This window comes from Nitrospirillum viridazoti CBAmc, assembly GCF_000730165.1.
Taxonomy (GTDB): domain Bacteria; phylum Pseudomonadota; class Alphaproteobacteria; order Azospirillales; family Azospirillaceae; genus Nitrospirillum; species Nitrospirillum viridazoti.
This window is the reverse complement of record NZ_CP022110.1, coordinates 1615110-1640338: the sequence shown is the minus strand read 5'-3', so window position 1 is coordinate 1640338 and position 25229 is coordinate 1615110. Positions and strand designations below refer to the sequence as shown.

Sequence of the window (25229 nt, the reverse complement as noted above, 5' to 3'; positions counted from 1 at the left end):
CGGTATGCGCCCATACGAAGGTTTGGGCAAGTCGGGCGTTTTGTCGCAGTGCTCCTTGATTGTTCTGTTATTTCATAACGTTAGTGACGTTATTTCATAGCATTGGGCAGCCAAAGCGACAGGAACGGTATGTAGGAGACGAGCATCAGCACCACGCCCGCCGCCAAGTAAAACGGCCAGATGGACCGCATGAGCTGGCCCACCGGCACCTTGCCGATGGCGCTGCCCACGAACAGGACGGAACCGATGGGTGGGGTGATCAGGCCGATGCCGCCATTCAGCATCATGATGACGCCGAACTGCACCGGGTCGATACCGAAGGCCTTGGCCACCGGCAGGAAGATGGGGGTGCAGATGATGATCTTGGGGCCCATGTCCATGAAGGTGCTGAGCGCCAGCAGGATCAGGTTCATGATCAGCAGCACCATGACCTTGGTGCCGGCCATGGCCTTCAGCGCATCCACCGCTGCCGCCGGCACCTGCAGGTAGGACATCAGCCAGCCGAAGGCGCTGGCCGCCCCGATCATGAACAGGATGATGCCGGTGGTGTGAGCCGAGCCGGCGCAGCACTCCTTGAAGTCGGCCCAGCCCAGGCGGCGGTAGACCGCGACCGTGACGATGACGGCGTAGACCACGGCGATGGCGGCGCTTTCCACCGCCGTGAAGATGCCGGCGCGCACGCCGCCGAACACCAGCACCACCAGCAACAGGCCGGGGCTGGCGGAGATCAGGCGCCGCACCACTGCCGCCATGCCGGGGAAGGGCTCGACCGCATACCCGCGCTTGGCTGCGATGAGGTAGGCCGTGACCATCAGGGCGACGGCCATCACCACGGCGGGCAGGATGCCGGCGGCGAAGAGGTCGGCGATGGAGATGCCGCCGCCGCCCGCCGCGGAATAGAGGATCATGTTGTGCGAGGGCGGCACCATCAACGCCACCAGGGCGGAGGTGATGGTGACGTTGACAGCGTAGTCGCGGTCGAAGCCGCGCGCCACCATCTGCGGGATCATGGTGCCGCCGATGGCCGAGGCGTCGGCGATGGCGGAGCCGGAGACGCCGCCGAAGAAGGCGGAGGCCAGGACGTTCACCTGGCCCAATCCCCCGCGCAGATGGCCCACCAGGGCGGAGGCCAGGCCGATGAGGCGTTCGGAGATGCCGCCGCGCATCATCAACTCACCCGCGAAGATGAACAGCGGGATGGCGATCATGGCGGTGGAACTGATGCCCGAGGTCATCTGCTGCACCAGCACCATGGGCGGCAGGCCCAAGGTGGCGATGGCGGCCACGGACGCGGCGGCGAGTGAGAAACCCACCGGCACGCCCAGCAGCAACAGGACGGCGAAGGCGCCGAAGAGGACGGCGATATCCATGGCGCTCAATCCTCCACAACCATGTGATCGGGGGTGGGCAGCGGCACCACCAGCCGTTCCGCCGCGAACAGCGCGATCAGCGCCCCGCCCAGCGACAGCGGCAGATAGTTCAGTCCCTCCGGCAGTTCCGTGCCGGGCATGGCGATGGACCAGTTGTCGGCCATCAGGTCCCAGCCCCAGATGGCCAAGGCGGCGCCAATGGCCAGCACCACCAGGCGGGCGAAGGCGTTGAGCGCCGCCTGCACCCGGGGCGGCGCCACCTGGGCCAGCGCGATGAAGCGGAAGTGCATCTCCCGCCGCACGGCCACGGCCGCCCCCATCAAGGCGGTGGTGGTCATGAACAGCAGGGTCAGGGGTTCGGTCCAGCCGGGGCTGTCGTTCAGGACATAGCGGGCGAAGACCTGCCAGCCTTCGGCCAGGCTCATCCCCACCATGCCGATGGCGGCCAGTACGGTGGCGGCATGGGACAGGCCAGTGAGAAGGGTGCCGGCGAGGCCCGTTGGGGCAGGTACGGCTTGGGTCGCGTGCATGGTTCAGGCCTCCTGCCGGATGCGGCGATAGAACCGGTTGCGGTCTGGGTCGGCCAGGTAGGTCTTGAGCACCGGTTCCGTGGCGCGACGGAAAGCATCCTTGTCCACCTCCGTCACCTGGACGCCATTGGCGATGCAGTGGGCCCTGGCGGCAGCCTCGTCCTTGTCCCACAGCGTGCGCATCATGGTGACGGACCGGGTGGCCAGATCCAGCACCAGGTCGCGGTCGGCCGGGGTCAGAGCCCGCAGGCTGCGCTCGGAGATGAACAGCAGTTCCGGTGACATGGAATGATGGGTTTCCGCCCAGTGGCGCGCCACCTCGAACTGGCGGGTTGAGTCCAGGCTGGGCCAGTTGTTCTCCGCCCCGTCGATCAGATGGGTCTGCAGGGCGGTGAACACCTCACCGAAGGATAGCGGCGTCGGGTTGGCACCCATGGCTTGCGCCATGGACATGAAGATATCGGACAGGGGCACGCGGATCTTCATGCCGCGCAGGTCGCCCGGTTCATGCACCGGCCGGCGGCCGTTGTAGATGCACCGCGCGCCGCTGTCGTAGAAGCAGGCGGCCACCAGGCCGCGCTGGCTCAGGGCTGCCAGCAAATCCTTGCCCACGGTGCCGTCCAGCGCCCGGCGCATGTGCCCCACATCGTCGAACACGTAGGGCAGCGTCAGCACGCCGGAGACGGGGAAGATGTTGGTCAGCGCCGCGAAGTTCACGCGGGTGAAGTCCAGCGCGCCGTAGCGGGTCAGGTCTATGGTGTCGTTCTCCCGCCCGATCTGGCCGGAGTGGTAGACGCGCATGGACAGGCGCCCACCCGTCTCCTTGGCCAGTTGCTCGCCGATCCACTGGATGGCCTGGACGGTGGGATAGTCCTTCACGTGCACGTCGGACGCGGTGAAGGTGCCGGGCGGCGGGGCGCCGGCCTGGGCATGGCCGCCGGCGAGCGCCACGGCCGCGCCGGCGGCCATGCCCCCCAGCAGTTGTCGGCGCTTGATCAATCCATCCTCCCGTTCGCTTATTTCTTGTAACCCTGGCGGTGTCGTTGCGCCGTCAGGGGGGCCCATCAGGGGGCGTCGCCGGCACCGCCCGGCAGTGCAGGACACCGTCGGGGCCGAAGTCCACCTTGGCCGTTTGGCCGGCCACGATATCGTGGATGCCGGTGGTGGCGCCGGTGGATACCAGGTCGCCGCTTTTCAGCGGGCGCCCGCGCGCGGCCAGATGGCTAGCGAGGAAGCGCAAGGCCGACAAAGGCCCACCGGGGATGGACGGTGCGCCACCCACGCCCACTCTGGTGCCGTCGATGATCGTCTCGCAGCGCATGCTGTCCCAGCCGCGCGCGCGCCACCCGGTGATTTCCGGCCCCAGAATCAGGCCGGCATTGTTGCCGAAGTCCGACACCACCACGGGCGGCCCCAGGTCGTTGATGGTGGCGAGCGGGCTGCCCGCCGGCTCGATCCCGATATGGAGCGCGCCCACCAGGTCCGCCGCCTCATCCTCCGTCCAGCTCACCTTGCCGGCCGGCGCGTCGGCGCTCAAGCGGAAGACGTATTCCGCCTCCACCGCGGCGAAGCCGCCGACAAAGGTGGGAAAGGGCGTCACGGCGCCGCTCTCGGCCAGCCAGACGTTGCGGGCGAAGATGGGGCCGGCCAGACGCGGCTCGCCCAGCGTCTCCTCCCAATCGGGGGGAATGCGGCCGATTTTCCAGCCGGCGATGCGATCGGGCCACAGGCCAATCGCCACCTCCTGCGCGGCATAGCCCTGGGCCAGATCTATAGGCGCGGGCCCCGGATAGCCTGGCAGAAAATGTGCCGCCCGGCGGGCCGCGACGAAAGCGGCGGCGGCATCGGCGGGGGAATAGGCGGCGGTCATGACCGCACCCCGCGCATGCAATTCCTGTCCCGCCAAATCCTACTCCGGACGATGGCTGCCGCAGCGGCAGGCACGGCACGCCGAGCCATGGTCGCCCCTCCCTGGGATCCCGTCATTTCTGTCCATCGTGTCTAAAGGAAACCGGTGTCATTTACAAGCCAACTCTGAGATCGGATGGGAGTCATCCGACCTCAGGTTGTTATTGCAGGCTTACAGCGCCGCGACGGCGGCCAGCACCGCGTCGCGCCCGCCATCGCCCAGGCGGGCATAGGCGTCGGTCAGCGCGGCGCGGAAACGTGTGTCGGTGGCCAGCGCCGGCGCGAACATCACCTCCAGCGCCAGGAAGCGGTCCACATCGGCGCGTGTGCCGTCGCAGCGGGCGCCGATGTCCAGCAGAGTGGGGGCCAGTGGGTCGGTCAGGCCGGCGCCCTCGGTCGCGCGGCGGCGGACGAAGTGCATCCAGCTGGCGACCACCAGGGCGGGGCGGGATATCGACAGGCCCTGGGCCAGCCGTTCCTCGATCACGCCGAACAGGCGGTAGGGCAGCTTCTGCGAGCCGTCCCAGGCGATCTGGGCCAGCAGGTGGCGGATGGCGGGGTTGCGGAAGCGCTCCAGGATCTGCCCGGCATACCGGGCCAGATCATAGCCCGCCGGCGGCATCACCGTGGGCAGCACGTCCTGCAGCATCAGCCGCTCCAGGAAGCCCGCCAGTTCCGGCGTGGTCATGGCGTCGGCCACGGTTTCCACGCCCGCCAGGCCGCCCAGGTAGGCCAGGGCGGAGTGCGGGCCGTTCAGCAGGCGTAGCTTGGCCAGGCCGAAGGCGCCGACGTCGCTGGTCAGGATCACGCCGGCCTTGTCCCAGGCCGGGCGGCCGTTGCAGAAGCGGTCCTCGATCACCCATTGGGTGAAGGCCTCGCGCTGGATGGGCCAGGCGTCGGCCACGCCGGTCACGTCCAGCACCCGCTGACGCAGGGCGTCGTCGGTGGCCGGGGTGATGCTGTCCACCATGGTGCTGGGGAAGGCGACATACTCCCGTACCCAGGCGCCCAGGTCGGCATCCAGGGCGGCGGCGTATTGCGCCGTGGCACGGCCCAGGCGGCGCCCATTGTCCGTCATGTTGTCGCAACTGATGACGGTGTAGGGCGGCAGGCCGACGGCGCGGCGGCGGCGCAGGCCGGCGACGACATAGCCGATGACGCTGATCGGCGTTTCCGGGTGGGCCAGGTCATGGACGATGTCCGGATGGCTGGTGTCCAGCTCACCCGCCGCGGTCAGGCAGTAGCCCTTTTCCGTCACGGTGATGGTGACGATGCGGGTGGCGGGGTCGGCTAGGCGGTTCAGAACCTGGTCCTGCGCCTCCGGCGCGCACAGCACCTCGCGGATCGATCCGATGACCCGGTGGCCGATGGTGCGGTCCAGGGTCACCAGTGTGTACAGGCCGTCCTGTGGCACCAGCGCGTCGCGCACGCCCGGGCTTTTCAGCGACACCGCGCTGATGGTCCAGTCGCGATTTTCCGGATTATTGGCCTCCAACGCCAGAGCGTCGTCCGTGTAGACGGCCTGGTGGGCGCGGTGGAAGGCGCCCGGGCCGAAATGGACGATACCGATGCCGCACACCGCCCGGTCATAGCCGGGCCGGGCCACGGTCTGGGGCAAGGTCGGCAGGGTGTCGGGGGACAGGTGCGGGGTCATCAGGTTCAGGCTCCGGAAGGCGGGTATCAGCGACGGACGTCCAGCCCGCCGGCGTCCTGGGCCGCCAGGATGTCGGCCTCGGGCAGGGGCAGGGCGTCGCCGGGAATGGAATGTTTCAGCGCGGCGGCGGCCACGGCGAAGGACAGGGCCCGGTCGGGCTCCCACCCCCGGATCAGGCCGTGCAGCAGGCCTGCGGCATAGGCGTCGCCGCTGCCGATGCGGTCGACGATGCCGGCCAGCGCGTGGGTGCGGCTCTGGTGCAGGCTGTGCCGGGTGGCGAGCTTGCCGTAGAAGTCCTGTTGGTCCACGCCGTGGTGGCTGCGCACCGTGGTGGCGATGGTCTGCAGGCGGGGGCAGGCGTCGAACAGGGCCCGGGCCGCGGCGGGGAAGCGCGCCGCCTCCTCCAGCTTGTCCACATCCAGGTCCAGCAGCAGCGCGGCGTCACGCTCATTGGCGAACAGCAGGTCGCACTGCTCGATGAAGCCGCGCAGGATGGCTGGGGCGTTGCCGCCGCGCGCTGTCCACAGCTTCTGCCGGTAGTTGCAGTCGAAGGAGATCTTCAGGCCCAGGGCGTGGGCCGCCTGCAAGGCGGCGCGGGCTGCCGTCTCGGCCTGCGGGCTGACGGCGGGGGTGATGCCGCAAATGTGCAGCCAGTCGGCCCCGGCCAGCAGCGCCTGCCAGTCATAGGCGGCCGGGTCCGTCTCAGCGAAGGCGGAACGGGCGCGGTCATAGATGACGTCGGACGGGCGGGTCACGGCGCCGGCGGACAGGAAGTACAGGCCCATGCGGCCGTCGGCGTAACGGATGCCGTCCGTGCCGACGCCATGGCGGCGCAGCTCACCGGCGCAGGCGCGGCCGATGGCGTTGTCGGGCAGGGTGCTGACGGCGCGCACGGTATGGCCCAGGTGGGCCAAGCCGACACCGACATTGGCCTCCGCCCCGCCGAACAGGGCTGTCAGGCTGGGGCTTTGCAGCAGCAGTTCGTGGCCGGGGGCGGCCAGGCGCAGGAGCAGTTCCCCGAACACCACGACATGACCGCGCATCACAGGCCCACCCATTCCGTTCATCTCTCTTGGCGTCCATCCTGGTCGCTGCCGCGGGGTGATCAAGGCCAACCCACGCATCCTCCCGGCCCCGTCTGTGCCGCGGGCTTGCCCGACGCACTGTGCCAGCGGGACCGGACCGGATCAATGACCAATTGACACCGGTGACATTAAAGGCGGCCTTTCCCGTACGGAAGGACCATCACGGCATCATCCCTAGGCCACGCACCCAGGCGATGTAAAGGTCCGGCCACGCCGCGGCCGGCAATCCCGTGACGCCCCGGATACCGAAACCGTGGCCGCCCTTTTGAAAAATGTGCAGTTCGGCCGGGACCTCGGCGGAATGTAGGGCGGCATAGAAGCGCAGGCTGTTCTCCACCGGCACGGCCGGATCGTCGTCGGCGTGCAACAGGAAGGTGGGCGGAGTCCGGGCCGTCACCGCCAGGTCCGTGGAGTAGGCCGCGTCCTGCGCCGGGGTGGGATTGTCGCCTAGCAGCTGGGCGCGCGATCCCAGGTGGGCGATGGCCGGATCCATGCTGACCACGGGGTAGACCAGGGCCAGGAAGTCGGGCCGGGCGCTCAGCCGGTCGGCCGCGTCCTGTGGTGTATAGACCGGGGCGTCATAGCGTGTGCCCAGGCTGCCCGCGACGTGGCCGCCGGCCGACAGGCCCATGGCGCCCACCTTGTGCGGGTCCACGCCCCATTCGGCGGCGCGGGCGCGGATCAGGCGCATGGCGCGCTGCGCGTCCTGCAGGGGCACGTCGGCGGCATGGACGTGGCCGTCGCCCGGCAGGCGATACGTCAGGACGAAGACGGTGACCCCGGCGGCGCTCAGCCGCCGGCCGATCTCATCGCCTTCCTTGTCCACCACCACCCGGAGGTAGCCGCCGCCCGGCATGACCAGCAGGGCGGTGCCGTTGGGGTGGGCCGGGCGGTACAGCGACAGGTGCGGCCGGGTGATGCCCACGGTGTAGCGGTCGTGCCGCGCGGCGGGATCGGCGCTACGCTCCACCACCGTCTCCTGCACCGTCACCCCTTCCGATCCCGGGCCCACGCCGCCGGGCCAGATGGGGAAGGGGGTGAGCGGATCATCGGCCAGGGCGACACCCGGAAGCACGGTCACCAGGACGGCCCAAACGACGCCGGCCGCAAAAGCCCTCTTCACAAACACATGGAAACCGGTGTCATATATCGGCCCGAGATTGGGACGGGTGCGATCCATAGGTCCTCCCTGTTCTTGTTCTTCGGCCATAAAAGGAAGTGGGAGGAAGCATGAACCCGGGTCGACCGTTCCGCCAAGCGGAAAGTCGCGTTTCCTTGTCATCATTCGATCGCCGAGAGGCGTTGGGGTTGGGCATGGCCGCCGCCGCGGCGCTGACCCTGCCGGCGCGGGCCTGGGCCGCTTCCGATCCGGTGGTGACCACCGCCTACGGCCGGGTGCGCGGCACCCGCCACGATGGCGTCCAGGTATTCAAGGGCATCCGCTATGGCGCCGACACCGGCCCCCGCCGTTTCCAGGCACCGCAGCCGCCGGCCCCCTGGCGCGAGGTCAAGGGCGCCCTGGCCTATGGCGCCGCGTGTCCCCAGACCCGGTTCGATGAACCGCAATCTGAGGATTGTCTGTTTCTGAACGTCTGGACGCCGGAGGCCAAGGCCGGCGGCAACCGGCCGGTCATGGTCTATATCCATGGCGGCGCCTATTCCCACGGCTCCGGCAGCGACGCGCTGTATGACGGCACGCGCCTGGCCCACCGGGGCGACGTGGTGGTGGTGACCTTGAACCACCGCCTGAACGCCTTCGGCCATTTGTATCTGGGCCGCCTGGCTGGGCCAGCCTACGCCCAGTCCGGCAACGCCGGCATCTTGGATCTGGTGCTGGCCCTGCAATGGGTGCGCGACAACATCGCCGCGTTCGGCGGCGATCCCGGCCGCGTCATGCTGTTCGGCCAGTCCGGCGGCGGGGCCAAGATCGCCACCCTGATGGGCACGCCGGCGGCCCAGGGCCTGTTCCACCGCGCCGCCACCATGAGCGGCCAGCAGGTCACCGCCTCCGGGCCGTTGAACGCGACCGCTCGCGCGAAGACTTATCTGGAAGCCCTGGGCCTGACGCCGGAACGCGCGGCCGAGGCGGCCACCCTGCCGGTGGAAAAGTTGTTGTCGGCCCTGAACGCTGCCGATCCCATCCACGGCGTTGCCGGGCAGGGCATGGGCGGGCTCTACTGGGGGCCCGTGCTGGATGACCAGGTGCTGGCCCGCCATCCCTTCTATCCGGACGCCCCGGCGCAGTCGGCCGGTATCCCCATGATCATCGGCAACACCCATGACGAGACGCGGCTGCTGATCGGCGGGAGCGATCCGTCCACCTTCACCCTCACCTGGGACCAGGTGCCGGCCCTATTGGCCAAGCACATGCGGGTGGACATCAACCCCGACCTGGTGCTGGCGGAATATCGCCGCCTGTATCCGAACTACAGCCCAAGCGACGTCTTCTTTTCCGCCACCACGGCCGGCCGCTCCTGGCGCGCGGCGGTGATGGAGGCGGAGGTGCGCGCCGCCCAGGCGCAGGCATTAGGCCAAGGGGCGGGGGGGCAAGGGGCGGGGGGAAAGGGGGCGGCGCCGACCTACGCCTATCAACTGAACTGGGGCTCGCCCAAGGATGGCGGCAAGTGGCGGGCGCCGCACACGCTGGACATTCCCCTGGTGTTCGACAACACCGGCGTGCCCGACTCGCTGTCCACCGACAGCGCCGAGGCGCGACTCATGGCGGAGCGGATGAGCAACGCCTTCATCGCCTTCGCCCGCACGGGCGACCCCAATGCCGGCGGCGCGCCGCGCTGGGCGCCGTATACCTTGTCGGGGCGGGAAACCCTGGTGTTCGATCTGGACTGGCGCCTGGAACAGGACCCGCGTGGTGCCGAGCGGCGCCTTTTTGCCCGGGTGCCTTTCACTCAGCAGGGGACCTGAGCGCCGATTAAACGGCGCATTCCCTAACGGTTTCGCCAAGAATGGCTCTGCGGGAGCAAGATGGCGCTGCGAACAACTCTTGGTGCTTGCATCGGTCGGTAACCGGTGTCATTTTAGGAACAACGGCGATGGCCAAAAGGCTTAAAGACGCCGACATAATGGGAGGGTGTGGGAATGCCATCACGCAGGGGCATGGGCTGGGGTGCCGTCGGCGGCTGCCGCGCCCGATCGATTTTTCGAAACACACGATCTGGATATCAGGGGTTCCGCCGGCTGTTGGCGCGGCACTGACGTCGCCTGACGGCGGTCGTTCACGGCGGGCCCGGAGCCGGTCATTGTCTGCGGATTAAAAATGACACCGGTCCCAATAACGGGCTGGACGGACGGGGAGGTCGGACGGGTGGCATGACCAGGCGACAACGTCTGGTTTTTCTGGGAACACTCCGGGCCGGGGGAACAACCGGCCGGTGCTTCCCCGGGCACACGGGCCGGCAAAGCAAAACAACAAGGTTGAACGGAGGATTACGTCAAATGCTCAAGAGCGTGAGCCGGACGCGGCGCCACACATTGTCCACCCGCGTGTCCCAGGTGGCGTTGTTGCTGGCCTTGGCAGCGGGGGGAACCGGTGTGGCCCATGCCGCCGACCAGGCGGCGGGGCAACCCGCGGCGCCAGTGGGCCAGGGCGTGGACCAGGGCATGGACCAGGCGCGCGCGCCGGCCGACCAGGCGATCCAGGCGCCGCAGTCGGCGCCCCAAGGTGAAGCGGCGGCTCCGGGCGGCGGCGATGGGCTGGAGGAAATCATCGTTTCCGGCTTCCGCCGCAGCCTGAACGTGGCCCTGCAGGCCAAGCGTGAAAGCTCGGGCGTGGTCGACAGCATCGTGGCGGAAGACATCGCCAAGTTCCCCGACAAGAACCTGGCCGAATCCCTGCAACGCATCCCCGGCATCGCCATCACCCGCGACGCGGGCGAGGGGCGGCAGATTTCCGTGCGCGGCCTGGGCCCGGCCTTCACCCGCGTGCGCATCAACGGCATGGACGCCATCGCCACCACCGGCAGTTCCGACGCCCAGGGCGGCAACAACCGCTCCCGCGCCTTCGACTTCAACGTCTTCGGTTCCGACCTGTTCAGCAACCTGACCGTCCACAAGACGCAGTCCGCGGATCAGGAGGAGGGCTCGCTGGGCGCCGGCGTGGATTTGTCGACGCCCCACCCGCTGGACTTCGGTGGCTTCAAGCTGGCCATCAATGGCAAGGCCACTTACAACGACCAGAACAAGAGCAAGGAGCCCAACGGCGCCGTGCTGGTCAGCGATACCTTCGCCGACGGCAAGCTGGGCTTCCTGGTGGGCCTGTCCTATTCCAAGCGCGACACGCAGCAGCTCAGCTCCGAGACCACGCGTTGGGCGTCCAACGCCTCAAACGCCTCGGGCAGCTATAACGGCGGTATCACGGCGCCGTCTTCGCTGTCCGCCGTCAACGGCCCCAACGTCTTCATGCCGCGCATCCCGCGCTACAGCGTCTATGACTACAACCAGAGCCGGGCCGGCCTGGTGACCTCGCTGCAGTGGAAGCCGGACGAAGACACCGAGATCAGCTTGGACGGCGTGTTCTCCGACCTGTGGGGCACCCGCTCGGAAAACGACCTGGAGGCCATCAGCTTCAGCCAGGCGCGCACCACGGTGGGCAGCATCGTCACCGGCAAGCCGGTCATGCAGATCGCCTCGGGCACCCTGGACGCCAACGGCAACCTGATCGCCGGCACCTTCAACAATGTCGGCATCCGGTCGGAGGCGCGCTACGACGTGCTCAGCACGCAGTTCGGCCAGGAAACGCTGAACATCAAGCACAGCTTCTCCCCCAGCTTCCGCATGAACGCGCTGGGCGGCTACTCCGTCTCCGCCTTCAACAACCCGGTGCAGACGACCATCACCCTGGATCGCACCGGCAGCAACGGCTATTCCTACGACTACCGCGCCAACAGCCGCCTGCCGGTCCTGTCCTACGGCTTCGATGTCACCGACCCGGCGAACTGGAAGCTGGTGAACGGCCTGTCCAACATCCGCCTGCGGCCCAACGGCACCCAGAATACCTACGGCAACGGCGACCTGGATTTCGAATACGACATCAGCAACGAGCTGACGCTGAAGGCCGGTTTCCAGTTCAAGGACTTCACCTTCTCCACCTACAACAAGACCCGCGCCTCGGAAATCGCCGTTCCCAATCTGCCGGCCGGTGTCAGCCTGGCCAGCCTGACCAAGATCGGCGGCGGTGTTGGCGGCTTCGCCCCGGCGGGCACGCCCACCAACTGGCTGGTGGCCGACATCGACGCCTTCGCCAACGCGCTGAACATCTACAGCAAGACCGGCACCTTCTCCGTCAGCCAGACGGGCACCGGCTCGCTGGGCAGCAATTACGCGGTGGAGGAGAAGGACTACGGCGGCTACGCCCAGGCCAATTTCAAGACCGACCGGCTGGGCCTGCCCATCCGCGGCGACATCGGCGTGCGCTTCGTCACCACTGACCAGAACTCGTCCGGCTACCAGGCGGTGGGCAGCACGCCCACCTGGGTGACCGTGGGCACGGACTATCATGATGTGTTGCCGTCGATGAACCTGGTGGGCGACGTCACGGATGACTTCCTGGTGCGCCTGGGCTTGGCCAAGGTGATGGTGCGCAACGACCTCAGCGGCCTGAACCCCGGCGGCAGCGTCAACGTGGCCGGCACCAACCGTACGGTGACCTCGGGCAACCCGTACCTGAAGCCCATCCGCGCCAATACCGCCGACCTGTCCTTCGAATATTACTACCAGCCGGGCGCCCTGATCTCGCTGGGCCTGTTCTACAAGGACATCAACAGCTACGTGCAGACCTTGAGCGAAAACAAGGTCTACAACAGCTCCGGCCTGCCGCTCAGCCTGCTGAACGGCACGGGCCTGACCGGCAGCGAGGTGTTCACCTTCAGCACGCCGGTGAACACCAAAGGCGGCGACCTGAAGGGCCTGGAGGTGAACTTCCAGCAGCCGTTCAGCTTCCTGCCGGACTTCTGGAGCAATTTCGGCATCCTGCTGAACTACACCTACGTGCAAAGCCGCATCAATTACCTGCTGGCGGCGACATCGACCACCACCACCCTGGCCGACCTGGTGGGCCTGTCGAAGAACGCCTACAACGGCACGCTCTATTACGACGATAAGGTGTTCAGCGCCCGCATCTCCGCCGCCTACCGCAGCGGCTACCTGACCCAGGTGCCGGGCCGCAATGGCAACGACGTGGAAGGCACCAATTCCACCATGAACGTGGACTTCGCGTCCTCCTACGCCGTCAATGAGCGCCTGACTTTCATGTTCAATGCCATCAACCTGACGAACGAGTGCAATGACCAGTACGTCGGCTCGGTCAACCGCCTGAACTACTACAACTGCACCGGCCGCATCTATGAGGCCGGCTTCTCCTTCAAATACTGAGCGCTTTTTAAAAGCCGGGCGGCGGGTGAGGCGGCGCCCCGGTTCTTTCCCCCAGCCTCATGAGACCCTTCATTTGTGTTCCACCTCCCTGACGCGCGCCGGCACCCGTTCGGCGCGCGTTTTCTTTGCGGCCGGCGCGCCATAGGTTGTGCGGGACCGGCCGCCATGGTCCACTGACCATAAGAATGGGCGGCGGATGGGGCGGGGCATGCGGCGTGCGCAGTGGCGGTATTTCGCGGTTGTCCTGCTGCCGTTCATGGCGGACCCCGTCCTGGCGCAATCCCAGCCCTCAATGCCGCCGCAAATCACCCTGACGCCCGCGGTGCCCAAGGCCGGCCCGCAACCGACGCCGGCACCTAGGCCACCGGAACCGTCCACCCCCGAATTCATCATCCAGGCGCCGCATTTCGTCCTGCCCGATCCATTGGAACAGGAACAGTTCCTGCGGGAGGAGGCGGAGGCCTGGCGTTTCAATCACATGGAAACGTATCTGGGCGCGGATAAGGAGGACAAATACCTGCGCCTGCCGGAGATGAACACCGGCACGACGCTGGATCAGCGCTACCTGGGCAGCCTGCTCCACCCCTGCAAGATCAACCAGGACCACGTCCTGACGTGCCGCTGACGGTCGTCTTGACAGCCCCGCTGGCGCTCAGCTTGACGGCCCCGCTGACGCTCAGCGGTCGCTGATCTGGTGGGCGCCCGGGCGGGCCAGCGCCTCCGCCGCCAGCGCCCGCGTCAGGTCGCCGGCGGGCAGGGCGCGGCCCAGGCGCGCCGCCTGGCCGGCCCACTGGTTGGTGAAATCGCCGGATCCGGCCGCCTCGGCCCTGGCGCGCAAGGGGGCGAGGGCGCCGCCGGCGGTGGGGAAGGCGGTCGGCGCGTCGGACAGGGGGCCGACCTCGCGCATCAGGCGGTTGATGAGGCCACGCGCGGGGCGGCCGGTGAACAGGTTGGTCAGGGCGGTGCCGTCATCCGTGGCGCTTTCCAGCGCCTGGCGGTGCACCTCGGGAATCTTGATCTCCGGACAGAACAGATAGGCTGTGCCGATCTGCACGGCGGAGGCGCCCAGCGCCAGCGCGGCCACGATGCCGCGCGCGTCCGCGATGCCGCCGGTGGCGATGACGGGGACCGAGACGGCGTCCGCCACCTGAGGTACCAGGGCGAAGGTGCCGACTTGCGTCGCCATGTCGTCGGACAGGAAGTTGCCCCGGTGGCCGCCGGCCTCCAGCCCCATGGCGATGACGGCGTCGACGCCGTGATGTTCCAGCCAGCGCGCCTCCGCCACCGTGGTGGCCGAGGCGATGACCTTGGCGCCGGTGGCCTTCACCCGCTCGACCAGCAGCTTGCCGGGCAGGCCGAAATGGAAGCTGACCACCGCCGGCTTCACCTCCTCGATCAGGGCGCAGAAATCGGCGTCGAAGGGCGTGCGGCCGCCGACCGGTGGCGTGTCGGCGGGATCAAGGCCCAACTCGACATAATAGGGCGCCAGCCGGGCGCGCCATGCCATCAGGCGGGCCGGGTCCGGCACCGGCGGAGTGTGGCAGAAGAAGTTGAGGTTGAAGGGCCGGCTGGTGCCGTACCGCACCTCGGCCACCGCGGCCTTCAGCCCGTCCAGGGTGTATTGGGCGCCGGGCAGGGCGCCCAGCCCGCCCGCCGCGCTGACCGCCACCGCCATGGCCGGCGTGCTGGCGTTGGCCATGGGCGCCTGCAGGATGGGATGGTCGATGCCGAACAGATCCAGGATGCGGCGGTCGGGCCAGGCGGTCATGGGGCAGGCTCCCTCGGTCGGTGGCGACATGCCCGGGATATGGGCCCCAGGCATGTCCCCAGATATGTATGGATTCCGCCGCCAGCTTGCCATGGATGACGCGGCCGCTGGCGGCGAAATCGGTGGGATATCCTCAAGACAATGGCGCGAAGATGCGGCGGATGTGGCCCGCGATCTCCGCCACATGGGTTTCCAGCGCGAAGTGGCCGGTGTCCAGCAGATGCACCTCGGCGTTGGGGTTGTCCCGGCGATAGGCGTCAGCACCCGCCGGCAGGAAGAAGGGATCGTTACGGCCCCAGACAGCCAGCAGCGGCGGCCGCTTTTCCGCGAAATAGGCCTGGAAGGCGGGGTAGAGGGCGACGTTGCTGGCGTAGTCCAGGAACAGGTCCAACTGGATTTCGTCGTTGCCCGGGCGGCTCAGCAACGCATGGTCCAGCACATAGGACTCCGGGGCCACCGTGCTCTCATCCGGGACGCCGTGGGTGTACTGCCACTTGGTCGCCTCCAAGGTCAGCAGGCTGCGGATGGCGTCGCGGTTGGCCTGCGTGGGGGCCCGCCAATAAGCCTGGATGGGGTTCCAGCCGTCGCTCAGGCCTTCCTCATAGGCGTTGCCGTTCTGCGAGATGATGCCGATCACCCGCTCCGGCCGGCTCAGGGCCAGGCGGTAGCCGGTGGGGGCACCGTAGTCGAAGACGTAGATCGCGTAACGCGTCAGGTCCAGGGCGTCGGTGAAGCCCTCCACCACCTTGGCCAGGGCATCGAAGGTGTAATCGAACTGGCCGCGCGGGGGCGACTTGGTGAAACCGAAGCCGGGCAGATCCGGCGCCACGATGTGGAAGCGGTCGGCCAGCAGCGGGATCAGATTACGGAACATGTGGGAGGAACTGGGGAAGCCGTGCAACAGCAGCAGCGTCGGGTTCGTGCGGTCGCCGGCCTCGCGATAGAACACTTCATGGGCGCCGACGGTGACGGAACGATGGTGGGTCATGACGGGCTCTCCTGGGGAATTGGTAACCATTCAAATTTCATTTAAACGGTTAAGGTGCCCGACAGTAACTTGTCAATTCAATTTTTTCAGGTTACTGCTATCGCACGATCGATGCCGGCATGCCCGTCCGCCGGTGAGGAGTTGAATGGGATGAATGCAGATACGGCCGCCATCCGCCCCGCCCCGATGTTCGTCGGCGACCATCTGGCGATGGATTTCCTGAACAGCGTGGCCCTGCCGGAAAATCCGGTGGAATGGCTGCGCGATGGGCGCGACCTGGTGGCATGGCTTGAACAGGCCGGGGCGATCGAGGCGTCGGTGGTGCAGCTTTTCCGGTCCCAGGCGAGGCCGACGCTGGATGCGGTGGCCGTGCAGGCGCGGGAATTGCGGGAATGGTTCCGGGGTGTGGTGACGGCCCATGCCGGTCAGGCCCTGACGGCGGCGGACGCGAGCGCGGCGCTGGCGCCGCTGAACCAGGTACTGGCCAAGGATGATAGCCGCATGCAGGTGCTGCCGGCGGATGGCGGGTCACCCCACCCGCATCATCACGTGCACGCCCCCGGCGTTGCGCCCAACGGGCTGGCGCTGATCCGGGTGCGCCGCTGGACGTCACCGGAGCAATTGTTACAGCCTATCGCCCTGGCGATGGCGGACCTGATCACCCAGGCGGATTTTCACTTGGTGAAGGCCTGTGAATCCCACAACTGCACCCTGATGTTCCTGGACCGGACCAAGGCCCACGTCCGGCGGTGGTGCAGCATGGCGGTCTGTGGCAATCGCGCCAAAGCCGCGGCGCACCGTGCCCGATCCAGGCGTCCATAGCGTCCCCGGTAAAGTGCCCTAGTAATGTGTCCTAGTAGTGTGGGGGCGGCTTTTCATCCTGGGGGGAGGGGCGCCAGCCGCCCTCCGCCTCCTGCAGGCGGGCCAGCAGCCGGTGCACGCGGGCGGTCAGCATGTCGATCATCTGGCCCTGGTCCGCCACCACCTGCGACAATTCCTCCGCCATGCGTTCATGGTGGGTGATGCGCATCTCCAGGTCGATAAGGCGTTGTTCGACGGAATCCATGGGGACGGTCCTAAAGGGATGATGGCGCCTCTATAGCACCACGGGACCCGGGACCCCTCGTGATTATTTTGCCGGCGCCGGATGGGCTGGTCAGGCGGCCTGCGGCTCGCCGGTAGCCGCCGCGTCGGCCCGCGAACGGGGGCGCTGATCAGGGTATTCCTGCTGCGCGCGTCGCCGCCAGGCCGCCGGTGTCACCCCCATGGTCTGCCGGAACAGCCGCGTCAGGTGCGCCTGGTCGGCCAAGCCGCAGGTCAGCGCTATGTGGGAGAGCGGTTCCGCGGTGGTCGTCATCAGGTGCCTGGCCTGCTCCATGCGCTGGTGGATGACATATTGGGTGAAGGGCACACCGAAGGTGATGCGGAAGGCGCGTGAGAAATAGCTGGTGCTGAGGCGGACCAGCACCGCCACGTCACGGATGCGGATGGGCGCCGCCAGATGGTCATGGATATACGTTTCGACCCGGCGCACCTGCCAAGGCACTAGGCCGCCCGTAAGCGGCGGCGCATCGACCGTCAGGTCGCGCAGCATGTCCGCCGCCCGCTGCAGGCAGGTGGCCGCGGCAGCGCCGTCATTGTCCAGGAGGACCAAGGCGTTGCGCAGCAAGGCAGTAATCTCATCCCGGCGCCGCGCGCAAGCGGTGGCGGGCCCCGGTACGACGGTCAGCATGATTTCATCCCCGGATTGATCCCGGGACATTGTCGACACCTTCGTCGGGCGCTGTCGAATAAATGAGTGCAAATCGATGCAAGCCGGTAGCCAGCCGGTAGCGAGCCCAACGCCACGACGCGACGTTCATACTGTGCAAAGTTCAGCTCTTTATTTCCATAATTATCCTTATCGGTTTTTTCGTATGTAGGCGCAAAGTTAAAATGTCAGGCCTGTGCAAAGTAGAACTGTCAGTCTTCCGGTTGGCTGTGTCCGACGTGGGAGGCTGCGGTGGGCTGGGTCGTGATGAGCGAACGGGATGTTCGTCGGGTTGAGGTGCTGTCGGATGTCGTGGGCGGCCGGCTGACGGTGTCGTCAGCGGCGGCTGTTCTGGGCTTGAGCGAGCGTCAGGTATGGCGGTTGCTGGGCCGGTATCGGTCAGGCGGCGGTGGTGCCATCGTGCACCAGGCGCGAGGGCGGCCGTCGAACCGTCAGCTGGGTGCTGGGTTGCGCGAGTTGGCGCTGGAACTGGTGCAGCGGCATTACGCGGATTTTGGTCCGACGCTGGCGGCGGAGCAGTTGGCGGAGCGTCATGGGCTGGCTGTGTCGCGGGAGACGCTGCGGGGGTGGATGTCCGCGGCGGGGTTGTGGGTGTCGCGGCATCAGCGACGTCAGTTCCACCGCCCTCGCCTGCGCCGGGAGCGCTTGGGCGAACTGGTTCAGATCGATGGCAGCGAGCATCGGTGGTTTGAGGACCGGGCGGGCCCGTGCAGCCTGCTGGTGTTCATCGACGATGCGACGGGCCGGTTGATGGAACTGCGGTTCGCGGCGTCGGAGAGCGCGTTCAGCTACTTCGCGGCGCTGGAGGGGTATGTGACGCGGCATGGGCGGCCGGTGGCGTTCTACTCCGACAAGCACACGGTGTTCCGGGTGGCGAAGGCGGAGGCGCGGACGGGGCAAGGGATGACGCAGTTCGGTCGGGCCTTGGCGGAGTTGGGGATCGAGATTCTGTGCGCGAACTCCAGCCAGGCGAAGGGGCGGGTTGAGCGGGCGAACCGGACGCTGCAGGACCGGCTGGTGAAGGAGTTGCGGCTGGCGGGGATCAGCGACATGGCGGCGGGGAACGCCTTTTTGCCCGGATTCATGGAGCGGTTCAACGCGCGGTTTGCCGTGGTCCCTGCCCGGCCGGAGGACGCGCACCGACCGCTAGGAGCCTTGGCTGAGCGGTTGGGGGACATCCTGTGCTGGCGGGAGCGGCGGTATGTGGGGCGGCAGCTGACGCTGTCGTATGAGCGCCGGCGTGTGATGCTGGAAGAGACGGCGGTGACGCGGGGGTTGGTGGGGCAGTATGTGGACAGCTACGCCTTTGCCGACGGGCGGGTGGAGTTCCGCTGGCAGGGCGTTGCCCTGCCCTACACCGAGTTCGACAAGACCCAGCGGGTGAGCCCGGGGGCGGTGGTTGAGAACAAGCGGCTGTCGGCGGTTCTGGCAGAGATCAGGACGATGCAGGACACCAGGCTTGCGCCCCAGGTGCAGACCAATAGCGAGCGCATCGGTTATGCCAAGACGGGGGGAAAGCCGGGTCGCAAGAGGGGCTCGACGTCACTGTGTGCTGGGGGTGGCCGGTCCACTGCGCCTTCGGCTCCGCTCCCCGCCCACCCCCAGCACTGACAGTTCTACTTTGCGGGACACCCTGACACTTCTATCCGGTTGAAACATTCGTATGTAGGCGGTGTAGGCGCAAAGTTAAAATGTCAGGCCTGTGCAAAGTAGAAGTGTCAGTCTTCCGGTTGGCCAAGGGCGCCGGCCCGCATGACCGGCGCCCTTCTTCGCTTTCGGGACTGGTGCTGTCAGTGTCTGCCGGCGTCCTTGGAAGCGCTGGGGCGCAGCAGCCTGTCTTCTTCCCGGGCGTGGGCTTTGCCGCGGGCCTCGGCCCGTTCCAGGTCGCGGCCTTCCGGGCCGTCGACGGCGTCGGCCGCCTCGCGGGCCTTTTCCGCCACCTGGCCCGTTGCCACGAAATCGCGGGCGTGTTTGTCGTAGGCGCGGGTCGCGGTGCGGTTGCCCTCGCCTTCATTGCGGTTGGCCATGGGATGATCCTTCCCTGATGAGGCCCTTGATAAGGCGGCGTCAGCCGACCTTGGCCGGCCCAGACGGCTCGGATACGTCGCCCAGCGCCACCAGGGCCGACTTGACCTCGGACAATTGGTGGGCCGTCGTCGGTGGCAGGTCGGTGGTCATGTTCTCCTCGCTCGCCACCATGAGCAACTGCAGGTCATGTTCCCAATGGCGCAGCAGCAGGATCTTTTCCGCCCGGTTCAGGCGGTCGGTGACGACCAGGTCATGCGGCGTCTCGAAATACCGGGACACGTCACCCAGCAGCGTGTCGATGTCCGGAAGGGCCTCATGTACAGCGGTCATGATGCATCTCCTTTCAAGGCCTAAGGATAGCTCCGGCTGGCTACACCCTGCCTGTCAGAACCAGCACCAGGACGACGATGAGCACGATGCTCAACAAGCCGCTGGGGCCATAGCCCCAGCCACGGCTGTAGGGCCAGCTGGGAATGGCCCCCAGCAGCAACAGGACCAGGACAACAAGCAGGATGGTGCCGAGCATGGGGTGATCCTCCGTTAAGGACGGACTGTTTTTGCCCTTCTTGCCGTGGGCAGGTCCGTCAGGCGGCGATAGAGGGGGCCGGGGCTTGATGGGGCCCCAAGGCGTCCAGGGAAAGGGCCTCTAGGGAAAGCGCTGGACGCGGCGAGGGCGTCCAACCGCCCTCCCCGGCCCCGTCCCCAACCGGTTCAGCATGCGCATGGCGCTCGGCCAGACGGATGGGGGCGTGTCGCTGGGCCGCCAGCCATTGGGTGGACATGCGTCTCCACTGGTTGGCGTCCCGTGACCAAGGTTTCCTGTCAGGCACTTCACCTAAATCCTTATGCCAAGTGATTGATTCGCTTCGTTACGTCAGTGGCTGCTCACCGGATGGCTGGCATCCCAGGCGCTGGAGGTGCCCATGCCGGTGGGGGCGCCGAGGCCGGTGTCACCTGGGTCCATGCCCATGATGTCGGCCAGCCGCGCCCGGCCACGGTTCACGCGGCTTTTGATGGTGCCCAGGGCGCAGCCGCAAATCTCGGCCGCCTCCTCATAGCTGGCGCCGGCACCGCCCACCAGGACCAGCGCCTCGCGCTGTTCCACGGGCAGCTTCATCAGCGCCGCCTTCAGCTCGCGGCCGGCAATGCCCCATTCCTGCGCGGGGCTGATGGTCAGCCGCGCGGTATGAACACCGTCCGGGTCGCCCACCTCGCGCTGCTGGTGCTTGGCGACGGAGTAGTACCGGTTGCGCAGGATGGTGAAGAGCCAGGCGCGTAAATTGGTGCCTGGGGTGAACTGGCCCGCATGGGACCAGGCGCGAACGATGGCATCCTGCACCAAGTCGTCGGTGTCGGCGGCGTTGTTGGTCAGCGACCGTGCGAAGGCCCGCATGGCGGGGATCAGCTTGACCAGTTCGTCACGAAAGGTGGGCGATGTCTCAGCGGATGGCATGGGTCACACCTTTTTGTGAAAGCCCGCTGCGATTTTATTCTTCTTAAAGAAATCGCATGTGGATGCAGGCGATAATGGGTTCGGTAAGTCTCCGAATTCGTCTGTCTTCTACGGTTACTATAAGCAAACGTCGCCGCCAGCGTCTCTCCGTATTTCGGGAAGAACGCTAGGTTTATCGCTGTATTTATTCGGTCTATTTAACGGATGGACTATGACCATCCGATTATCCGGCATGCCGCTTTGATGAACGCTGGGATAGTATATTTAAAGGAGGGGAAGGGAAATTTTGCGGTACCGGCCGGCCCCTGCCCTACACCCATCGCCCCGGTGTCCTGCCGGCCGGCTTACACGGGAAGGGCGGCTATCCCGTTGCCGCGGTGGAACAAAGCCGCCGCTGGCTGCTTTAGTCATGGTGCGAAGGGCATAGGCCCGGGCTTTTGGGAAGGATGTCATGACCAAGCGGCAGAAAAGCATTGAGTTTCAGCGCACTCCGGCTCTGACGCCCGTTGTGGCGGCGGGATATTCCACGGCGGCGGCCTATGCCACCCCCTTCGACATCGTCCAAGACGCGGTGGATGTACGGATCCGGGAGATGTTCTGTGACGCCGTTGCCGAGCCCCTGCCGCCCGAGATCCATGCCCTGCTGGCCCACTTGCAGGGGAAAACCCTGCTGAATTAAGCCGTCCGTGGCTCCGGCGGCCCAGTGGCCGTCGCCCCGGCGGCGCCTGAAAATCGAAAGGCCGGTCCCGTCGCGGGGGCCGGCCTTTTCATAATTGGGATGCCGGGCGGAGTTTAGCGCGTGTGCCGGCCCTCGCGCACCTCCTCGATAATCTTGGCGACGAAGGCCGGCAGGTCGTCCGGGGAACGGCTGGTGATGACGCCGTTGTCTACCACCACCTCTTCGTCCACCCAATCGCCGCCCGCGTTCTCAACGTCCTTGCGTATGGATTTGTAAGAGGTAACACGGCGGCCGCGCAGGGCGTCGGCCTCCACCAGCAGCCAAGGGCCGTGACAAATGGCGGCCACCACCTTGCCGCTATTCAGAAAGCCCGTGACGCGGCGCATGGCATCCGGGTTCACCCGCAGCAGATCGGGGTTGATCTGGCCGCCGGGCAAAACCATGGCCTGGTAATCCTCCACCTTGGTGTCGGCGATGCGCAGGTCCGCCTCCACCGTCTCGCCCCAGTCGGTGTGGTTCCAGCCGCGGATGGGCTTGCCGTCCGGGGTGGCCACGTTGACCTTGGCGCCGGCTTTGCGCAGCTCATCCCGGGGGACGGTCAGTTCGGATTGCTCAAAGCCGTTGGCGGCCAGGATCAGGATGCGGGCGTCGTGGATGTCGGCCATAACCGGCGTTCCTTTTGCCGAGGGGGGATCGCCCGAACAACCCCTGCCCGTCTCCACCGGTTCCCCGCCTATTGGGGCATCGCCTGCGCCCGCGCCAGATAATCGTCCAACTGGTCCAGCGTGCCGCCCCAGCCCTGGCGCATGCTCTCGGCCCCGGCGGCGAAGGTCGCCTCCTCCTCCGCCGTCGCGTTGACCGGCACGGCGGTACAGTCCAGGCGGGTGCCGCCCTCGTCCGCGATGAAGGCCGTGGTACTCAGCATCTCCAGGGGCCAGGTGGGGCTCATGGGATGGCGCACCGGCGTGCCATCGGCGTCGGTGAAGGAGACGAGGAAGGACATCAAGCCTGGCGTCGATGGTGTGGGCGCCGTGATGTCGCGGAAGGTCCACTTGCCCCACATGGTGAAATCGCCGGCCCCCGCCGGCGGCTTCATGCCGTAGAAGAAGGTCCCGCCGGGCCGCAGGTCCAGATCGCCGCGCACCCAGGTGAAACCCTTGGGCCCCCACCACAGGCGCAGCCGCTCCGGCTCGGTATAGGCTGACCACAGCAGGCAGGGGCTGGCGGCGAAGCGGCGGGACAGGCGGAATTCGGGGGTCTCGGTCATGGTGCCGGGTCCTTCTGCTGTCGTGTGTCGGGTATCAGCCGGCTTGGCCGGCGGCCAGCGGGCACGGCTCACCGGGTGCCGCCAACGGATGGGCGAAGCTCCACAGATGGCCGAAGGGGTCGGCCACCTGGCCGTAGCGGGCGCCCCAGAAGGCGTCCATGGCCGGCATGGTGACCGTGGCGCCGGCGGCCACCGCCCGTTCCATGGCGGCGTCGCAGTTGGGCACCTCCAGGTGCAGGACCGCGCTGGTGCCCTTCAGCAGATCCGGCGGGGCGCTGGTGCCGCCGTGCTCCGCCCGGTATTCGGGAAAGTCGTCGCGCAGGAACAGGCGGGCGCCGTTCACACGGATCTCCGCGTGCAGCAGGCGGTCGCCGTCCTGGGCCGGCATGCGGAACACCTCCTCCGCGTCCAGGCCCTGGACATAGAAGGCCAGCGCCGCCTTGGCGTCGCCGACCATCAGATGGGGGATGACGCCCTGCTGAATGGGCTGAACGGTATCGGACATGGTTGTGCTCTCCCGTTTGGTTGGGCCCGTTTTTCTTTCCGGAGCCTGGTCCAAGGACGATGGACGCCGTGCCCTTCCGACAGGGCTTGCGGCTTTTTTTCAGGGCGGGGCCACGTCCCGCGCCAGCCGGTCCAGGTGCTGGCGGATGTGCGCCGCCTCCGCCGGGGTGTGGGCCAGGGCGATGGCGCGGTCGAAGGCCACGCGCGCCTCCGCCGTGCGGCCGAGCTGGGTCAGATAGGCGCCCTTCACCCCGAAGAAGTGGAAGTAGCCGGCCAAGCGCTCACCCAGCGGCTCGATCATGGCCAGCGCCGCGGCCGGCCCCCGCACCTTGGCCGTGGCGACGGAGCGGTTCAGCGTCACCACCGGCGAGGGCTGGATATGTTCCAGCGTGGCGTACAGCAGGTCGATCTGCGTCCAGTCGGTTTCGGCCGCCGTGGCCGCGCGGGCATGCAGGGCGGAGATGGCGGCCTGCACCAGGTAGGGCGTGGGCCGGCCGTGGCGCATGGCCTTGTCGATCAGGGCCAGGCCCTCGGCGATCATGGGGCCGCTCCAGCGGCCGCGATCCTGGTCCTCGAGCAACACCACGTTGCCCTCGGCATCGAACCGGGCGCCGGCGCGGGCCTGCTGCAGCAGCATCAGCGCCAGCAGGCCCATGATCTCCGGTTCCGACGGGAACAGGCGCAGCAGCAGGCGTGCCAGGCGGATGGCTTCATGCGCCAGGGGCCCGCGCCGCTCCACCGTGTCGCCGCCGGCGGAATAGCCCTCGTTGAACAACAGGTACAGCATGGCGGCGACGGCACCCAGCCGTTCCGCCCGTTCCGGCGCGCCCGGCGCCTCGAACGGCACGCCCGATCGCGTGATGCGTGCCTTGGCCCGGGTGATGCGCTGTTCCATGGCGCCGTCGCTGACCAGGAAGGCGCGCGCGATCTCCGCCACGCTGAGGCCGGAAACGATGCGCAGGGCCACGGCGATCTGTTGTGTGGCCGGCAGATCCAGCGGGCAGCAGATGAACAGCAGGCGCAGGATGTCGTCGCGGTAGCCGGCGCCGTCCAGGCGTTCCGCCAGTTCGGCCTCGGCATCCCCCTCGCCGCCGTCGCTGTCGGCCAGCGTATCCTCGTCCGGCAGGGGCTGCTGGCGCGCCAGGCGGCGCACCGTGTCCAGGGTGGCGTTCCGTCCGACGAAGATCAGCCAGGCGGCGGGATCGCGCGGCGGACCATTGCGCGGCCATGCCTTCAACGCCCGCAGGGATGCTTCCTGGAACGCCTCCTCCGCCGTGTCCAGGTCGCGGAAATAGCGCAGCAAGGCCCCCATCGCCTGGGGCCGGGCGGCCGTGAGGGCGGTGTTGATCCAGGCCATGTCCGCGCCCTCGGCCATGATCTCACGCCCCGGCGGCAACGGGGGCAGGCGCCGGGTGGTAGAGGCCCACCGGGCGGATCTCGTAGCTGCCGCCCGGGTTGGCGCGGCCCAGCTCGCGGGCGGTGTCCAGGATTTGCCCCAGCGTCTCGCCCTCCACCAGATAGAAGCCCAGCAGCTGCTCCTTGGTCTCGGCGAAGGGGCCGTCGATCACCAGCGGCGGGTCGCTGTCCTTGCGTAGCGTGGTGGCGGCCGTGGTGGGCAGCAGCCGGGCCACGGGGCCAAGGCGGCCCTCGCGCGCCAGCTTCTCATGCACCACCGACAGCTTGGCCATGACGGCGTCATCTTCCTCCTTGGTCCAGGAACCGACGACGTCTTCGCGGTGATAGCACAGGATGGCGTACAGCATGGGTGATCCTCCAGCGGCGGGACGGCCGGTTTGAAACCGGTTCTTCCCCAGGACGGCCGAGTATGCCCGGATCC

The 25229-nt window shown here is 67.5% G+C and carries 26 protein-coding genes; 6 read left to right on the top strand and 20 right to left on the bottom strand.

What is annotated here, in order from left to right; genetic code table 11:
- Positions 1-89: 89 nt before the first annotated feature.
- The 7 genes from Y958_RS07600 to Y958_RS07570 all read right to left on the bottom strand — a co-directional run bounded on the left by Y958_RS07600 (position 90) and on the right by Y958_RS07570 (position 7628).
- Positions 90-1370, bottom strand: a complete 1281-nt coding sequence (locus Y958_RS07600; protein WP_088871520.1) for a TRAP transporter large permease — start codon at positions 1368-1370, stop codon at positions 90-92.
- A gap of 5 nt (positions 1371-1375) precedes the next feature.
- Positions 1376-1900: a TRAP transporter small permease gene (locus Y958_RS07595; RefSeq protein WP_244909223.1), complete on the bottom strand. Its 525-nt coding sequence runs from the start codon at positions 1898-1900 to the stop codon at positions 1376-1378.
- Between the two features lie 3 nt (positions 1901-1903).
- On the bottom strand, positions 1904-2899 hold the full coding sequence (locus Y958_RS07590) for a TRAP transporter substrate-binding protein (protein WP_088871519.1): 996 nt from the start codon (positions 2897-2899) through the stop codon (positions 1904-1906).
- A 52-nt stretch (positions 2900-2951) separates the two neighbouring features.
- A complete protein-coding gene (locus Y958_RS07585) occupies positions 2952-3770 on the bottom strand; it encodes a 2-keto-4-pentenoate hydratase (protein ID WP_088871518.1) in 819 nt (272 codons plus the stop codon).
- Between the two features lie 210 nt (positions 3771-3980).
- Positions 3981-5462, bottom strand: coding sequence for a mannitol dehydrogenase family protein (locus Y958_RS07580; RefSeq protein WP_088871517.1), 1482 nt, complete (start codon positions 5460-5462; stop codon positions 3981-3983).
- Between the two features lie 26 nt (positions 5463-5488).
- Complete coding sequence (locus Y958_RS07575) at positions 5489-6505, bottom strand: sugar kinase (RefSeq protein WP_088871516.1); 1017 nt, start codon at positions 6503-6505, stop codon at positions 5489-5491.
- A gap of 202 nt (positions 6506-6707) precedes the next feature.
- A complete protein-coding gene (locus Y958_RS07570; RefSeq protein ID WP_211098472.1) occupies positions 6708-7628 on the bottom strand; it encodes an alpha/beta hydrolase in 921 nt (306 codons plus the stop codon).
- Between the two features lie 233 nt (positions 7629-7861).
- Between Y958_RS07570 and Y958_RS07565 the strand changes: the two genes are divergently transcribed.
- The 3 genes from Y958_RS07565 to Y958_RS07555 all read left to right on the top strand — a co-directional run bounded on the left by Y958_RS07565 (position 7862) and on the right by Y958_RS07555 (position 13559).
- Positions 7862-9469, top strand: a complete 1608-nt coding sequence (locus tag Y958_RS07565) for a carboxylesterase/lipase family protein (RefSeq protein ID WP_088871514.1) — start codon at positions 7862-7864, stop codon at positions 9467-9469.
- 531 nt (positions 9470-10000) lie between these two features.
- Complete coding sequence (locus tag Y958_RS07560; protein ID WP_088871513.1) at positions 10001-12934, top strand: TonB-dependent receptor; 2934 nt, start codon at positions 10001-10003, stop codon at positions 12932-12934.
- A 208-nt stretch (positions 12935-13142) separates the two neighbouring features.
- Entirely contained in the window at positions 13143-13559 is a 417-nt protein-coding gene (locus tag Y958_RS07555) for a hypothetical protein (protein WP_088871512.1), read from the top strand.
- Positions 13560-13610: 51 nt separating this feature from the next.
- On the opposite strand, the gene Y958_RS07550 is transcribed toward Y958_RS07555, so the two are convergent.
- Both Y958_RS07550 and Y958_RS07545 read right to left on the bottom strand, forming a co-directional pair.
- Positions 13611-14702: an NAD(P)H-dependent flavin oxidoreductase gene (locus Y958_RS07550; RefSeq protein WP_088871511.1), complete on the bottom strand. Its 1092-nt coding sequence runs from the start codon at positions 14700-14702 to the stop codon at positions 13611-13613.
- Between the two features lie 133 nt (positions 14703-14835).
- On the bottom strand, positions 14836-15690 hold the full coding sequence (locus Y958_RS07545) for an alpha/beta fold hydrolase (protein ID WP_088871510.1): 855 nt from the start codon (positions 15688-15690) through the stop codon (positions 14836-14838).
- A 150-nt stretch (positions 15691-15840) separates the two neighbouring features.
- Between Y958_RS07545 and Y958_RS07540 the strand changes: the two genes are divergently transcribed.
- On the top strand, positions 15841-16512 hold the full coding sequence (locus Y958_RS07540) for a CGNR zinc finger domain-containing protein (RefSeq protein ID WP_088871509.1): 672 nt from the start codon (positions 15841-15843) through the stop codon (positions 16510-16512).
- A 31-nt stretch (positions 16513-16543) separates the two neighbouring features.
- Here the strand turns inward: Y958_RS07540 and Y958_RS07535 are convergent, their stop codons facing one another.
- Both Y958_RS07535 and Y958_RS07530 read right to left on the bottom strand, forming a co-directional pair.
- Positions 16544-16756, bottom strand: a complete 213-nt coding sequence (locus Y958_RS07535; protein WP_088871508.1) for a SlyX family protein — start codon at positions 16754-16756, stop codon at positions 16544-16546.
- Positions 16757-16846: 90 nt separating this feature from the next.
- Complete coding sequence (locus Y958_RS07530; protein WP_186291110.1) at positions 16847-17422, bottom strand: helix-turn-helix transcriptional regulator; 576 nt, start codon at positions 17420-17422, stop codon at positions 16847-16849.
- Positions 17423-17692: 270 nt separating this feature from the next.
- On the opposite strand from Y958_RS07530, the gene Y958_RS07525 reads away from it, so the two are divergent.
- A complete protein-coding gene (locus tag Y958_RS07525; protein ID WP_088871506.1) occupies positions 17693-19072 on the top strand; it encodes an ISNCY family transposase in 1380 nt (459 codons plus the stop codon).
- A 179-nt stretch (positions 19073-19251) separates the two neighbouring features.
- On the opposite strand, the gene Y958_RS07520 is transcribed toward Y958_RS07525, so the two are convergent.
- From Y958_RS07520 to Y958_RS07505, 4 genes are all read right to left on the bottom strand, one after another.
- Entirely contained in the window at positions 19252-19488 is a 237-nt protein-coding gene (locus Y958_RS07520; RefSeq protein WP_088871505.1) for a hypothetical protein, read from the bottom strand.
- Between the two features lie 40 nt (positions 19489-19528).
- Positions 19529-19819 carry a hypothetical protein gene (locus tag Y958_RS07515; protein WP_004274472.1) on the bottom strand — a complete coding sequence of 97 codons (291 nt, stop codon included), beginning with the start codon at positions 19817-19819 and terminating at the stop codon, positions 19529-19531.
- A gap of 40 nt (positions 19820-19859) precedes the next feature.
- Positions 19860-20015: a DUF3309 family protein gene (locus tag Y958_RS07510; protein ID WP_004274473.1), complete on the bottom strand. Its 156-nt coding sequence runs from the start codon at positions 20013-20015 to the stop codon at positions 19860-19862.
- A 348-nt stretch (positions 20016-20363) separates the two neighbouring features.
- Positions 20364-20942, bottom strand: coding sequence for a sigma-70 family RNA polymerase sigma factor (locus tag Y958_RS07505; protein WP_040850156.1), 579 nt, complete (start codon positions 20940-20942; stop codon positions 20364-20366).
- 451 nt (positions 20943-21393) lie between these two features.
- On the opposite strand from Y958_RS07505, the gene Y958_RS07500 reads away from it, so the two are divergent.
- Positions 21394-21621 carry a hypothetical protein gene (locus tag Y958_RS07500; protein ID WP_088871504.1) on the top strand — a complete coding sequence of 76 codons (228 nt, stop codon included), beginning with the start codon at positions 21394-21396 and terminating at the stop codon, positions 21619-21621.
- 113 nt (positions 21622-21734) lie between these two features.
- On the opposite strand, the gene Y958_RS07495 is transcribed toward Y958_RS07500, so the two are convergent.
- From Y958_RS07495 to Y958_RS07475, 5 genes are all read right to left on the bottom strand, one after another.
- On the bottom strand, positions 21735-22286 hold the full coding sequence (locus Y958_RS07495; protein WP_088871503.1) for a type 1 glutamine amidotransferase domain-containing protein: 552 nt from the start codon (positions 22284-22286) through the stop codon (positions 21735-21737).
- 68 nt (positions 22287-22354) lie between these two features.
- Positions 22355-22888 carry an SRPBCC family protein gene (locus tag Y958_RS07490; RefSeq protein ID WP_088871502.1) on the bottom strand — a complete coding sequence of 178 codons (534 nt, stop codon included), beginning with the start codon at positions 22886-22888 and terminating at the stop codon, positions 22355-22357.
- A 34-nt stretch (positions 22889-22922) separates the two neighbouring features.
- Positions 22923-23393 carry a VOC family protein gene (locus tag Y958_RS07485; RefSeq protein WP_088871501.1) on the bottom strand — a complete coding sequence of 157 codons (471 nt, stop codon included), beginning with the start codon at positions 23391-23393 and terminating at the stop codon, positions 22923-22925.
- A 99-nt stretch (positions 23394-23492) separates the two neighbouring features.
- Positions 23493-24767, bottom strand: coding sequence for an RNA polymerase sigma factor (locus tag Y958_RS07480; protein WP_088872546.1), 1275 nt, complete (start codon positions 24765-24767; stop codon positions 23493-23495).
- A 4-nt stretch (positions 24768-24771) separates the two neighbouring features.
- On the bottom strand, positions 24772-25155 hold the full coding sequence (locus tag Y958_RS07475; protein ID WP_088871500.1) for a YciI family protein: 384 nt from the start codon (positions 25153-25155) through the stop codon (positions 24772-24774).
- Between the last annotated feature and the right edge of the window lie 74 nt (positions 25156-25229).